The 13132-nt window shown below is 73.0% G+C and carries 10 protein-coding genes; 7 read left to right on the top strand and 3 right to left on the bottom strand.

Annotation, left to right across the window (positions count from 1 at the left end):
- Nucleotides 1–59: 59 nt before the first annotated feature.
- Nucleotides 60–1811 (bottom strand): glycoside hydrolase family 35 protein, encoded by a 1752-nt coding sequence (locus tag ACZ4O3_RS16660; RefSeq protein WP_467722670.1) that lies wholly within the window; start codon nucleotides 1809–1811, stop codon nucleotides 60–62.
- Between the two features lie 105 nt (nucleotides 1812–1916).
- Between ACZ4O3_RS16660 and ACZ4O3_RS16655 the strand changes: the two genes are divergently transcribed.
- The 4 genes from ACZ4O3_RS16655 to ACZ4O3_RS16640 all read left to right on the top strand — a co-directional run bounded on the left by ACZ4O3_RS16655 (nucleotide 1917) and on the right by ACZ4O3_RS16640 (nucleotide 6765).
- Nucleotides 1917–2789, top strand: a complete 873-nt coding sequence (locus ACZ4O3_RS16655) for a helix-turn-helix domain-containing protein (RefSeq protein WP_467722668.1) — start codon at nucleotides 1917–1919, stop codon at nucleotides 2787–2789.
- Nucleotides 2790–2823: 34 nt separating this feature from the next.
- Nucleotides 2824–3174, top strand: a complete 351-nt coding sequence (locus tag ACZ4O3_RS16650) for a chorismate mutase (RefSeq protein ID WP_384987939.1) — start codon at nucleotides 2824–2826, stop codon at nucleotides 3172–3174.
- Between the two features lie 160 nt (nucleotides 3175–3334).
- Nucleotides 3335–5818: an aminopeptidase N gene (pepN, locus tag ACZ4O3_RS16645; protein ID WP_467722666.1), complete on the top strand. Its 2484-nt coding sequence runs from the start codon at nucleotides 3335–3337 to the stop codon at nucleotides 5816–5818.
- Nucleotides 5819–5931: 113 nt separating this feature from the next.
- A complete protein-coding gene (locus tag ACZ4O3_RS16640; RefSeq protein WP_467722664.1) occupies nucleotides 5932–6765 on the top strand; it encodes an NAD(P)H-binding protein in 834 nt (277 codons plus the stop codon).
- 26 nt (nucleotides 6766–6791) lie between these two features.
- Here ACZ4O3_RS16640 and ACZ4O3_RS16635 read toward each other — a convergent pair whose 3' ends face one another.
- A complete protein-coding gene (locus ACZ4O3_RS16635; RefSeq protein WP_362731211.1) occupies nucleotides 6792–7340 on the bottom strand; it encodes a GNAT family N-acetyltransferase in 549 nt (182 codons plus the stop codon).
- Nucleotides 7341–7547: 207 nt separating this feature from the next.
- Between ACZ4O3_RS16635 and ACZ4O3_RS16630 the strand changes: the two genes are divergently transcribed.
- Together ACZ4O3_RS16630 and ACZ4O3_RS16625 are read left to right on the top strand one after the other, a co-directional pair.
- Nucleotides 7548–8906 (top strand): pyridoxal phosphate-dependent decarboxylase family protein, encoded by a 1359-nt coding sequence (locus ACZ4O3_RS16630; RefSeq protein ID WP_467722662.1) that lies wholly within the window; start codon nucleotides 7548–7550, stop codon nucleotides 8904–8906.
- Nucleotides 8903–10324, top strand: a complete 1422-nt coding sequence (locus ACZ4O3_RS16625; RefSeq protein ID WP_467722661.1) for a lysine N(6)-hydroxylase/L-ornithine N(5)-oxygenase family protein — start codon at nucleotides 8903–8905, stop codon at nucleotides 10322–10324. The genes ACZ4O3_RS16630 and ACZ4O3_RS16625 overlap by 4 nt, the downstream gene beginning before the upstream one ends.
- 40 nt (nucleotides 10325–10364) lie before the next feature.
- Here the strand turns inward: ACZ4O3_RS16625 and ACZ4O3_RS16620 are convergent, their stop codons facing one another.
- On the bottom strand, nucleotides 10365–12179 hold the full coding sequence (locus tag ACZ4O3_RS16620; RefSeq protein WP_362727156.1) for a bifunctional metallophosphatase/5'-nucleotidase: 1815 nt from the start codon (nucleotides 12177–12179) through the stop codon (nucleotides 10365–10367).
- 150 nt (nucleotides 12180–12329) lie between these two features.
- On the opposite strand from ACZ4O3_RS16620, the gene ACZ4O3_RS16615 reads away from it, so the two are divergent.
- Nucleotides 12330–13037 (top strand): SIMPL domain-containing protein, encoded by a 708-nt coding sequence (locus ACZ4O3_RS16615; RefSeq protein ID WP_467722659.1) that lies wholly within the window; start codon nucleotides 12330–12332, stop codon nucleotides 13035–13037.
- Nucleotides 13038–13132 lie beyond the last annotated feature (95 nt).

Genomic DNA, 13132 nt, shown 5'->3' with positions numbered 1-13132 from the left:
GCCGGCGGAGCCGAGCGCGCCCACGCGGCGGTGGCCGCACTTCTCCCCGGACACACGCCCTAGAGGGGCGCCAGCCGTACCGCCCCTCGATCCGAGTCCTGGAGTTCCAGGATCCACACCTCGTTCGCGCCCTCCCGCAGGATTGGACCCGGCACGTACAGGGACTCCTGCGGGCCCGCCGACCAGTAGCGGCCCAGGTTGAAGCCGTTGACCCAGACGAAGCCCCGGGTCCAGCCGGGGAGTTCGACACGGGCGTCACCGGCCCCGCGGACCGTCACCGTCCCCCGGTACAGCCCGGGTGCGCCGTCCGGAGGGAGCGAACCGAAGGCCACCGCCGCCACGCCCCCCTCGAACGCGTCCAGATCCAGGCCACGCGCGCGTACCCCGTGCAGGAACTGGCGCTCGTGCAGGAGGCCGCCGGTGATGCCCTTCGTCTCGCCGGAGCGGGGACCGTAGTTGACGCGGCCCAGCGACTCCACCCAGAGCTCCACGCGCGCGGGGCCGGCGATCGGCTTCCCCAGCTGGGGTTCGTCCTCGGTGAGCACGCCGGCCCGCTCCCCGTCGACGTACACGACCGCCAGATCGCGCAGCCCCCGCGCGGTGAGCGGATACGGCCGGCGGGGTCCCGGCACGTCCGCCTCGTAGCGGACCAGGCCCCGGCCGACGCCCAGCTCCTCGAAGGTGGGCGGCACGGCGTGGACGCGTTCCGGGCCGCCGAGCGCCTCCAGGACACCGGCCAGGGGTGCCCAGCCGGTGACCGCCACGTCCGCCGCCGAGACCAACCCGTCGGGAGCGGGCGGCGGTTCGGGCAGCGGCTCGGCGTGGTAGCCGGCCAGCACCTCCCTGAAGCGCCAGAACTTCTCCGTGGGGCGGCCGTACTCGTCGATCGGCGCGTCGTAGTCGTACGACGTCACGTCGGGCTCCAGCGGGCCCTCGTGCAGCTCGCCGCCGGGCCGGTTGGAGCCCGCCCAGCCGGCGAAGTTGGTGCCGCCGTGCGCCATGTAGACGTTCACGGAGGCCCCGCAGTCCAGGATCTCCCGCAGCACCTCGGCCGCGTCCGCCGCCTCCCGCACGACGTGCTCGCCACCCCAGTGGTCGAACCAGCCGCACCAGAACTCCATGCACATCAGCGGACCCCGCGGCTGGTGCCGGCGCAGCGTCTCGAAGGCCGCGCGCGCCTGGGAGCCGAAGTTCACCGTCGCCAGCAGCCCCGGGACCGAGCCGCCGGTGAGCATCTGGTCCTCGGGTCCGTCCGAGGTGAACAGCGGCACCGTGACGCCCTCGGCGCGCAGCAGCCCGGCGAGGTGCGCCAGGTACTCGGCATCGGAGCCGTAGCTGCCGTACTCGTTCTCCACCTGGACCATGATCACCGGGCCGCCCCGGTCCAGCTGCCGGGGCACGACCTCGGACAGCAGCCGGTGGAACCAGCGGTCCACGTGCCGCAGGAAACGCTCGTCACGCGTGCGCGCCCGGGCCCCCAGCTCGCCCGTCACCCAGTGCGGCAGACCGCCGTTCTCCCACTCCGCGCAGATGTACGGTCCCGGGCGCACGATGGACCACAGGCCCGCGTCCCGCGCCGCGTCCAGGAACCGGCCGAGGGCGCCGACGTCGTCGAAGGAGCCCGGGCGCGGCTCGTGCAGGTTCCACGGGACGTAGGTCTCCACACAGTTCAGCCCCATGGCGCGCAGCATCGCCAGCCGGTGACCCCACTGCTCCTCGTGCACCCGGAAGTAGTGCAGCGCACCGGACAGCAGCCGCACCGGCCGCCCGCCGAGCAGGAAATCCGTCTCGCCCACCGTGAAGTCGGTCATGCGCCCACCTTCGCCCCTGGCGGCCGTCGGCACCATGGACAAAGATCAGCAGCACTTGGACGGAAGACGCCGGAGAGGGGGCGCGCAGTGGCGGGCGGAGCGCCGGTGTTCCACACCTGGATGCGGTTCTTCACACCAGGCCCCGTCCACCACCGGCTCGGCCTGGTCTGCCAGGGCGTCGGCCTCCAGTACGGCGCGGTGCCCGCCGTCGGCCCGCGCGTGCTCGACGGGCACGTCGCCGTGGTCATCAGCTCCGGCCGGGGCTGGTACCGCACACCCGACGGGCGCCGTACGACGGTCACCGCGCCCGCGCTGGTGTGGCTGACGCCGGGCGTCCCGCACCACTACGGGCCCGACCCGGACAGCGGCTGGGACGAGGGCTTCGTCACCTTCACCGGGCCCGACACCGCGACCTACACGGAACTCGGCTACATCGAGCCCGAGCGGCCCGTGGTGCCCCTCGCGGACGCCGCCGGACCCCGGGACGTCATCGCCAAGATCGCCCGGGCCGCCCGCCACGGCAACCCCCTCCTGGAGGCCGAGACCGGCGCCGCCGTGCACGAGCTCCTGGTCGCCCTGCGCCGCGCGCGTGCCGACCTCGGCCCCGACGGGGACCCGGTGCTGCAGGCGCTCGCCCGGGACGCCTGCACCGGCATGACCGTCGCCGGCCACGCGGCCCGGCACGGCATGACCCCGGCCGAGCTGCGCACCGCCGTCCGCCGGATCGCCGGGTGCAGCCCCAGGGACTACCTGATCGGCATCCGGCTCGGCCGGGCCCAGGAACTCCTCGCCACCACCGAACTCTCCGTCGCCGCCGTCGCCCGCCGGGTCGGCTACGACGACCCGGCCTACTTCTCCCGCCTGTTCACCCGCCGGGTCGGCACGGCCCCCGTACGCTTCCGCACCCAGCAGAGCCGCGCCGTCCCCGACGACTGGCACGACGGCCTCGACGCGGACGGCACGGGCGACGGCCCTTAGTGATCACGGCGTCGTCCCCTTAGGGTTGACGCCCATGACCACCAGCAACACCGGTACCGGTGACGTCGACCCCGCCGTCCGCGCCGAGCTCGGCCGGCTGCGCGACAGCATCGACAACATCGACGCGGCCGTCGTCCACATGCTCGCCGAACGCTTCAAGGCCACCCAGCAGGTCGGGCACCTCAAGGCCGTCCACCGGCTGCCCCCGGCCGACCCGGCCCGCGAGGCCCGTCAGATCGCCCGGCTGCGCGCCCTGGCCGAGAACGCCAAGCTCGACCCCGCCTTCGCCGAGAAGTTCCTGAACTTCATCATCGCCGAGGTGATCAGACACCACGAGTCCATCGCCGAGGACACCGTCGGCGAGGAGGCGGCGGACGCGCGCTGACCCGGCCGCCCGCCCCGTGGAGCGGCCCCGGCCGGCCCGCCGCCGGCCGCACCGCGCCCACCAGCGCCGTCTCCTCCCACGCCACGGCCAGGAGCGGACATAAGCCGCGTAACACCCCCACCCCTGTGCGTTGTCGGTGTCATCGGGCAGCATGGCCCGCATGTCCGTACTGACTCGCGACGAAGCGCAGAGCCGCGCCGAGCTCCTCGACGTCCACCGCTACACGATCGACCTCGACCTGACCACCGGGGACGAGACCTTCGACTCCCGCACCGTGATCAGGTTCACGGCCCGGTCCGACGGCGACACCTTCGTCGAGATGAAGCCCGCCGAACTGCGCGCCGTCAGCCTCGACGGACAACCCCTCGACCCCGGGACGCTGCACGAGGACCGGCTGCCCCTGAAGAACCTCGCCGCCGGGGAGCACGAGCTGCGCGTCGACGCCACGATGCGCTACTCCCGCACCGGCGAGGGCATGCACCGCTTCACCGACCCCACGGACGACGAGACCTACGTCTACACGCAGCTCTTCCTCGACGACGTACAGCGCGTCTTCGCCGCCTTCGACCAGCCCGACCTGAAGGCCGTCTTCGAGCTGACCGTCAGGGCCCCCGAAGACTGGACCGTGCTCGCCAACGGGGTCACCGAGCACCTCGGCGAGGGCCGCTGGCGGGCCGCCGCCACCCCGCTGGTCTCCACCTACCTGGTCGCCGTCGCCGCCGGCCCCTGGCACTCGGTGCGCACCGAGCACCGCGGCCTGCCCTTCGGCATCCACTGCCGCCGCTCGCTGGCGCCGCACCTCGACGCCGACGCCGAGGAGATCCTCGACATCACGCGCGCCTGCTACGACCGTTACCACGAGAAGTTCGAGGAGCCCTACCCCTTCGACTCCTACGACCAGGCGTTCGTCCCCGAGTTCAACGCCGGCGCCATGGAGAACCCCGGCCTGGTCACCTTCCGCGACGAGTTCGTCTACCGCTCGGCCGTCCCCGACACCGAGCGGCAGACCCGCGCGATGGTCATCGCCCACGAGATGGCCCACATGTGGTTCGGCGACCTCGTCACCCTGAAGTGGTGGGACGACATCTGGCTGAACGAGTCGTTCGCCGAGTACATGGGCTACCAGACCCTCACCGAGGCCACCCGCTTCGCCGACACCTGGGTCGACTTCGGCGTGGCCCGCAAGGCCTGGGGCTACGACGCCGACCAGCGCCCCTCCACCCACCCGGTCGCCCCCGAGGCCGTCGACGACACCGCCGCCGCCCTGCTCAACTTCGACGGCATCTCCTACGCCAAGGGCGCCTCCGCACTGCGCCAACTGGTCGCCTGGATGGGCGAGAAGGACTTCCTCGCCGGCATCAACATCCACTTCCGGCGGCACCGGTTCGGCAACGCCACCCTGGCCGACTTCATCGACTCCCTGGCCGCCGGCACCGAACGCGACGTACACGCCTGGGCCGACGCCTGGCTGCGCACCACCGGCGTCGACACCCTCACCCCGGTCCTCGCCACCGCCCCCGACGGCACCCGCACCCTCACCGTCGAGCACGCCGGCAACCGCCCGCACCGCGTCTGCGTCGGCGTCTACGACCGGGACCTCGCCGACGCGGGCGGGCTCACCCTGCGCGAGCGCATCGACCTCGACGTCCCGCAGAACACTCCGCAGGCCGTCGGCAAGCGCCCCGCACTGCTCGTGCTCAACGACGGCGACCTCACCTACGCCAAGGTCCGCTTCGACGCCGAGTCCGCCAAGGCGGTCCGCGCCGACCTGTCGGGCCTGCCCGACCCGCTCACCCGCGCGGTGGTGTGGAACGCCCTGCGGGACGCGGTCCGCGACGGCGAACTCCCGCCCGCCGACTACCTGGAGACCGCCCGCGCCCACCTCCCGCGCGAGACCGACCTCGCCCTCGTCCAAGGCGTGCTGGCCTTCACCACGGTCCACGTCGTCGACCGGTACCTCAGGCCCGAGGACCGTCCGGCCGCCCTCGCCACCGTCTCCGCCCTGTGCCGCGACTTCATCCGGCGCACCGAGGACGGCGACAACCCCGGCCTGCGCCTGATCGCCGTACGCCACTTCGTCCGCGCGGCCGCCCACCCCGACACCATCGCCGCCTGGCTCACCGAGGGCACGGTGCCCGGCGGCCCCGAGCTCGACCCCGAGCTGCGCTGGCGCATCCTGAGCCGGCTCGCCGTCCTCGGCGCCACCGACGAGGCGCAGATCGCCGCCGAGCTGGCCCGCGACCCCAGCGCCAGCGGCCAGGAGGGCGCCGCCCGCTGCCGGGCCGCGCTGCCCGACCCCGAGGCCAAGCGCAGGGCCTGGGAGGCGATGTTCACCGGCGACGACCTGTCCAACTACCTGTTCACCGCCACCGCCCAGGGCTTCTGGCACCCCGAACAGGCCGACCTGGTGAGGGAGTACGTGCCGCGCTACTACCAGGAGGCGGCCGCCGTCGCCGCCCGGCGCGGCCCCGCCATCGCGGCCGTCGCCGGCCGGGAGGCCTTCCCCTCCCACGCCGTCGACGCCGAGAACCTCGCCCTGGGCCGGGCCTGCCTGCGCGACGGCGACCCCGTCACCGCTCTGCGCCGCCGCCTGACCGACGAACTCGACGACCTGGAAAGGGCACTGCGGATCCGGGAGGCGTAGGGCCGCCGACGTAGGACGACACGGGCGCGGCTGGTCCCCGATGACGATGCGGGGGCCCGCCGCCGCTCCTAGGCTCGGTGCCGGACAAGCACCGCCGGCCCATGGAGAGACCCGTGATCGTAGTGACCGGTGCCACCGGCAACGTCGGCCGCGCCCTGGTCGGCCGCCTCGTCGCCGCCGGAGCTCCCGTACGGGCGCTCACCCGTGCCCCGGAGCGGGCCGCACTGCCCGACAGGGCCGAGGTGGTGAAGTTCCGGCCGGACGGCCTTGCCGCCCTGTTCGAGGGCGCGGACAAGGTCTTCCTGTACGTCCAGGGCGCCGGCGGACGGATGCCCGAGCTGCTGGACGCGGCCCGCGCGGCCGGGGTGCGGCAGGCCGTCCTGCTCTCCTCCGGGATCATCCGCGAGGGCGCCGACGAGACCCACCCCATCCACGCCATGCACGCCACCGCCGAGCGGCAGATCCGCGACAGCGGCCTCGCCTGGACGTTCCTGCGCCCCAACGCGTTCGCCGTCAACGCCCTCCAGTGGGCGCCCCAGATCCGGAGCGGCAACACCGTCCGCGGTGTCTTCGCGGACATGCTCACGGCCCCCGTCCACGAGGACGACATCGCCGCCGTCGCGGCCCGCGCCCTCCTCGACGACGGCCACGAGGGCGCCGCGCACCGCCTCACCGGGCCCGCCGCCACCACCAACACCGACCAGATCGCCGCGATCGGCGCGGCCGTCGGCCGGGACCTGGCCTTCGTCGAGGTGGAACCGGAGGAAGCGGGCCCGCTGCTCTTCCCGCGGACGCCGCCGGAACTGGTCAGGGGCCTGCTGAGGACCTTCGCCGACACCGTCGGCGTCGCCCCCGAGATCACCACCACGGTCCAGGAGATCACCGGCAGCCCGGCCCGCACCTTCGGACAGTGGGCCGAGGACCACGCGGCCGACTTCCAGCCGTGAGCGAACCGACGCCCTGAGCCGGGACCTCAGCCCGTCGACGGCCGCAGTTCCGCCCGCCGCACGCCACCCTCCCGCGGACCCGCGCGCCGGTTGCCCACCTCGGCCGCCCGGGGCGCCTGTGCGCCCAGCGTGAAGCCGAGGCGCTCCAGGAAACACTCCCCGGACCGCCAGCCCGGCGGCACGCTCGCCGTCACCAGCGACACCCCCTCGGCATGCGCGAGCAGCGACTCGGCCAGCGCCCGCCCCAGGCCCCGGCCCCGCGCCCAGGGCGCCAGCAGGAACAGGCCCACCGCGACCGCGCCCGGCACCGGATGGTTGCGCACCGCGTCCACCAGGCCCGACACGACCCCGTCCCGCTCCAGTACGAGCAGCACCTTGTCGTCCGGGTCGGCGCCCTCGGGCAGCCCGTAGAACAGGCTCTGCACATCACCCGGCCCGGACGGCAGCCCCGTAGCCGCCACGAACCAGTCCTCGCACGCCTCGAACAGATCCAGCAGCGGCGCCTCGTCCATAGGCAGCGGCTCCCGTACCAGCACCCGCTCACCGGGCACGTCGATCATCCACGCGTCAACCACCCGACCGACGTTAACCCCGGTCAGCCCCGGTCTCAACGCCCCGTCACCACCTGCTCCGGCACAGCCGCCCCGACACGTTTTCCCCGCACGGCAGTACCCACTTTCGGGTTCCGATCGTTGAGCTTCGGGGGCGCGCAGACCCGATCTCGTACAAGCTGGAACTCCCCCCGCGGACAACCCCTTTCGGCCGGCGCCCCGAGGAGACCCATGAGCACGCCGCCCCTCGCATCCGGACCCCAGGGCCCCGACGCCCTGCGGCCCCTGCTCGACACCGTGCTCGACGCGCTGCGCGACGGCGGCCGGGACCGTGGCGGACCGCTGCCCGCGGGCGGCCCGGAGGCGGTGGCCGAGCGGGTCGCGGACGCCGTCGGCGACGTACTCCCGGACGACGGCGACCCCGACGCCCTGCGCACCCTGGTGGCCGCCCTCGCGGCGGGCGCTGCCGACCCCGCCGACCCGCTGTGCGCGGCGCACCTGCACTGCCCGCCGCTCGCCGTCGCCACCGCCGCCGACCTCGCCGCCAGCGCCCTGAACCCCTCACTGGACTCCTGGGACCAGGCCCCGGCCGCCTCCGCCCTGGAAGCCATCGTCACCCGCGGCCTCGCCCACTCCATCGGTCTCTCCGACGCCGTGGTCACCAGCGGCGGCACCGAGTCCAACCAGCTCGCCCTCCTCCTCGCCCGCGAGACCCTGGGCGGCGGGGTCCGGCTGATCTGCGGCGCCAACGCCCACCACTCACTGCCCCGCGCCGCCTGGCTGCTGGGCCTGCCCGACCCGGTCGTCGTCCCGGCACCGAACGGCATCCTCGACCCGGCCGCCCTGCACGCCGCTCTCACCCAGCTGCCGAAACCGTTCGTCGTGGCCGCCACCGCCGGCACCACCGACGCCGGCCTCATCGACCCGCTCCCCGAGATCGCCGGCCTGTGCGCGGCCCACGGCGCCCGGCTGCACATCGACGCCGCCTACGGGGGCGCCCTCGCCTTCAGCGACCGGCACCGGGACAAGCTGGCCGGCCTGGAGCGCGCCCACACCGTCACCCTCGACCTGCACAAACTCGGCTGGCAGCCGGTCGCCGCGGGCCTCCTCGCGGTCGCCCGCCCGGCCGAACTCGGCGTACTCCACCACCGCGCCGACTACCTCAACGCCGACGACGACACCGAGGCCGGCTACCCCGACCTGCTCGGCCGCTCACTGCGCACCACCCGGCGCCCCGACGTCCTCAAGATCGCGGTCACCCTCAGGACCCTGGGCCGCTCCGGACTCGGCGCACTGGTCGACCAGGTCTGCGCCCGAGCCCGGGAGTTCGCCGCCCTGGTCCGGGAGCACCCCGGTTTCGAGCTCTACGACCGGCCCGACATCAGCACGGTGCTGTTCCGCCCCACCGAGGCCACCGACGACGACGTGGCCGGCATACGGCGCAGGCTGCTGCACGACGGCCGCGCCGTCCTCGGCCGGGCCCGGCTGGACGGCCGACTCTGGCTCAAGGCCACCCTCCTCAACCCCCACACCCGGCCGGACGAACTGGCCGTCCTCCTCAAACTCGTGGAAGGAACGACGCCCCAATGAGCTCGCTGCCCACCCCCCCACACCAGGAACAGGACGCACCCCGCGACCTGGTCGGCATCGGCGTCGGACCGTTCAACCTCTCCCTCGCCGCCCTCGCCCACCCGCTCGCCGAACTGGACGCCGTCTTCTACGAACAGCGCCCCGGCTTCGGCTGGCACCCCGGGCTGCTGATCGACGGCGCCACCATCCAGGTCCCCTTCCTCGCCGACCTGGTGACCCTCGCCGATCCCGCCAGCCCCTGGTCCTTCCTGAACTACCTCAAGTCCCGCGACCGGCTCTTCCCGTTCTACTTCGCCGAGCGCTTCCACATCCGGCGCGCCGAGTACGACGCGTACTGCCGATGGGTCGCCGAGAGCCTGCCCGGGCTGCGGTTCTCCCATCAGGTGGACGCGGTCCGCTGGAACTCCGAGCGCGACCTGTTCGAGGTCGACTTCACCCGGCTCGGCGCCGAAGGGGAGGCCGAGACACTGGGCCGTACCTACGCGAAGAACGTGGTGCTCGGGGTCGGCACCGTCCCCCATGTGCCCGACCCGCTCAAGCCCCTGGTGGAGGCACCGGGCGTGCCCGTCGTGCACGCCGCCGACTACCTCGACCACCGCGAGGCCTTCCTCGCCGCCGAACACGTCACCGTCGTCGGCTCCGGACAGTCCGGCGCCGAGGTCTTCCTCGACCTGCTGCGCCACCGCCCGGCGGGCCGCGAGAAACTGCACTGGATCGGGCGCAGCGAGGCCTTCGCGCCCATGGAGTACTCCAAGCTCGGCCTGGAGCACTTCACCCCCGACCACACCCGCTACTTCCACGCCCTGGCCGAGCCCGTCCGGGACCGGATGGTCGCCTCCCAGTGGCGGCTGCACCGGGGCATCGACGCCGACACCATCGCCGCCATCCACGACGAGCTCTACCGCCGCACCCTGCACGGCGGCTGGCCCGACGCCGTCCTCACCCCCGGCGTCCAGGTCCGTACGGCCGGACGTATCGCCACCGCCAAGATCGAACTCCACCTCGAACACATCCAGCAGAGCACCGCCTCCCGGCTCGCCACCGACGCCGTGGTGCTGGCCACCGGCTACCGTGAACGCCCCCTGGGCCGGCTGCTCGCCGGACTCGACCCCTACCTGCGCCGGGACAGCAGCCAACGCCCGCGCGTGGACCAGCAGTTCCGGCTCGTCCTCGACCCGTCGGTGACCGGATCGGCGTACGTACAGAACGCCGAGCTGCACACCCACGGCGTCGGCGCCCCCGACCTGGGGCTCGCCGCCTGGCGCAGCGCCACCATCCTCAACTCCCTGACCGGCAAGGAACCCTATCCGCTGCCCGCCCGCACGGCCTTCACCAGCTTCGGCCTGGAGCGGTCGGAGGACAGGGTCCCCCCACAGAACGGGCAGCGGCCCAGGCAGCTCACCCCCCTCGCCGACTGAAGGACGGGCGCCGGCCCCCGGACCGGCGCCCGCCGTCTTGTCAGAACACCGGCGTGCCCTCGCGGGTCAGCCGCCAGTCCGCCGACGCGAAGTCCTTCGGGTCCAGGACACCCTTGGCGGTCACCCACTCCGCGATCCGGGTACGGATCTCGGTCGACTCCGACCACAGCTCCTTGGCCGAGGCCACGTGCGGGAACGCGCCACCGCCGTTGGCCCGGTAGTTGTTCACCGCGAGCACGAACTGCCGGGCATCGTCCAGGGCCGCGCCCGCGTAGCTGAGGTTCCTGATCCGGGACCCGGCCGGCTGCGCGATGTCGATCTCGTACCGCAGGCCCGAGACGTAGTCGTAGTTGTAGTCCGGACGGTTGCCCGCGTTGGTCAGCTTCTCCACGTCGACGGGCGCGCCCGCGGCCGTCTGCACGAAGTACTCCGCCGAGTACTCCAGATAGGCACGGACCTGAGCACCCGTCATCAACTTGGCGACCAGAGTGTTGTCGTAGACGTAGAGGCCGGACAGGTCCCGGATGGTGACCTCGCCGGCCGGGATCTGGGAGGTCCGGGAGAACGGCGAGGCCTGGGCGAGCACCGGGAGAGCCGCGTACTCGGTGCCCGCCAGGGCCGCCCTCACCACGTCCTCCTGGACCTTGGTGATCAGGTCGATGATAGGGGCGTCCCGGTAACGGGCCTCGGCCGTGGTGAGGGTCTCGGTGGCGGTGCCGACGACCTGGTTGACGTACGCCACCACCCTGGCGTGCTCGTCCTTCAGCAGCCGGGTGATCCTCGGGTCGTCGGCGACCGTGCCGGAGTTGCGCAGCGAGGCGGCGACCGACTCCACCTCCCACCCGCCCTTGGCGAACACCAGCTCGATGTCGAAGAGGGTGAGGCGCTCGGCCCAGCACAGCGGCTCGGAGAGCACGACGGTCCTCCCGGTCGCCTCGTTGACGACCTTCAGCTCCGGGATCTCCACGTGCGCGTGGCCGACCAGGATCGCGTCGATGCCCGGCACCTGCCTGGCCACGTTCGCGGCCGCGTTCTCCACGTAGGGCACCTGGTCGCCGTAGGAGGAGGTGCCCGAGGTGCCGGAGTGCGCCGAGACCACGACCACGTCCGCGCCCATCGCCCTCAGCTTCGGCACCCACTTCGCGGCCTGCTCCTCCAGCCCCGGGAAGGCCAGCCTGCCCTGGACGAAGGCCTTGTCCCAGATCGCGATGCCCGGGTTGGTCAGGCCGAGCACGGCGACCTTGACCGGCGGGACGCCCGGCACGTGGAACTCCTTCATGAAGTACGGCGGGAACGCGGGCCGGAGGGTCCTGGCGTCGACCGCGTTGGCGCCGAGCAGCGGGAAGCGCAGCTGGCTCTCGAACCTGCGCAGGGTCTCGATGCCGTAGTTGAACTCGTGGTTGCCGAGCGCCGCCGCGTCGTACCCGATCGCGTTCATCGCCTGCGCCATCGGATGCACCGGACCGCCCTTGGCGGTGATCGGGTCGACCTTGGCGTAGTAGTACGTCAGCGGGGTGCCCTGAATGGTGTCGCCGGCATCCAGCAGCAGGGTGTTGCAGCGGCCCTTCTCCTCGCGCACCTGGTTCACCAGGGTGGAGATCCGCGCCAGGCCCAGCGCGTTGCCCTTGGCGTCGGAGTACTCCGCGTCCTTGAAGTAGTCCCAGTTGAAGACGTTCCCGTGCAGGTCGGTGGTGCCCATGACGGTCAGCGAGTACCGCTTGGGGTGCCTGGCGGGCTCGGCGGGCTTCGGGGAGGCCTGGGCGGCCCGCGCCGGAGCCGCCGCCGCACCGGCGACCGCGACCCCCGCTCCGGTGACGGCGGACTTCGTCAGGAACTTCCGACGGTTCAAGGACATGTCTTGATCTCCTCGAGAAATGGCCAACGACGCGCGTAGATTCTGTCTTGGACATGACCGACGACAACAGGTCCGGAAGGTTGCGATCTGGTGACCCGGACCGTGAACTCCGGTGCGCACACCCGAGGATGCCGTGACACAGTGGGGCGTATGACCGCACCCCCGCCCGAGGACCGCCGGCCGGCGGGCACCGCCGAGGCCCCCCTGCTCGTCGTACGCGGCGAGGCCGAACTGGAGGTCGAGCCCGAGCTGGTCCGGATCGGCGTCACGGTGAACGCCCGGGGCCGCGACCGCCGCTCCACCCTGGACGACCTCACCCGCCGCAACACCGCCGCCCTCGACCTCGTCAAGTCCTACGGCGAAGCGGTGACCCGCCTGTCGACCGGCACCTTCTCCATCGCCCCCGAATTCGCCGAACGCGGCCGCGGCGAACGGGTCCGCAGCTACCAGGGCCGGGTCCAGCTCACCGCCGAGCTCACCGACTTCACCGTCCTCGGCGAACTCGCGACCAGACTGGCCGACTTGGAACTCACCCAGGTCGACGGCCCCTGGTGGTCGCTGCGCCCCGACTCACCGGTGCACGGCGAAGCCCGACGACAGGCGGTCGCCGAGGCGGTACAGCGCGCCCGCGAGTACGCCGGCGCCCTCGGCACCTCCCTCGTCGCCCTGATCGAACTCGCCGACACCGGCAGCGAGGGACCGCGGCCGCGACGCCCTGCCGTCGGCGGCGGGGTCCGCCGGATGGCGGCCGCCGCCGAAATCGCCGAGCCCGCCGAACCCCTCGATCTCGAACCCCCGCAACTGCGCGTGACCGCTCAGGTCGGCGCGCAATTCACGATGGCACCGCCACAGCTGTGAGCCGGAAGCGGGCGTCCGGTGTGTCGAATGAGCGAGCGCCCGCATTCCCGCATTCGACCTATGCGAGATGCTCATCAGAGCGGGCCCCCGCACAA

It is taken from the genome of Streptomyces sp. NPDC026515, assembly GCF_055567595.1.
This window is presented reverse-complemented; position numbering and strand designations above follow the sequence as displayed.

Coding starts and splice junctions, on each gene's coding strand:
- ACZ4O3_RS16650 (WP_384987939.1), top strand. CDS start 2,824: ATGACCACCAGCAACACCGGTACCGGTGACGTCGACCCCGCCGTCCGC.
- pepN (WP_467722666.1), top strand. CDS start 3,335: ATGTCCGTACTGACTCGCGACGAAGCGCAGAGCCGCGCCGAGCTCCTC.
- ACZ4O3_RS16660 (WP_467722670.1), bottom strand. CDS start 1,811: ATGACCGACTTCACGGTGGGCGAGACGGATTTCCTGCTCGGCGGGCGG.
- ACZ4O3_RS16615 (WP_467722659.1), top strand. CDS start 12,330: ATGACCGCACCCCCGCCCGAGGACCGCCGGCCGGCGGGCACCGCCGAG.
- ACZ4O3_RS16625 (WP_467722661.1), top strand. CDS start 8,903: ATGAGCTCGCTGCCCACCCCCCCACACCAGGAACAGGACGCACCCCGC.
- ACZ4O3_RS16620 (WP_362727156.1), bottom strand. CDS start 12,179: ATGTCCTTGAACCGTCGGAAGTTCCTGACGAAGTCCGCCGTCACCGGA.
- ACZ4O3_RS16630 (WP_467722662.1), top strand. CDS start 7,548: ATGAGCACGCCGCCCCTCGCATCCGGACCCCAGGGCCCCGACGCCCTG.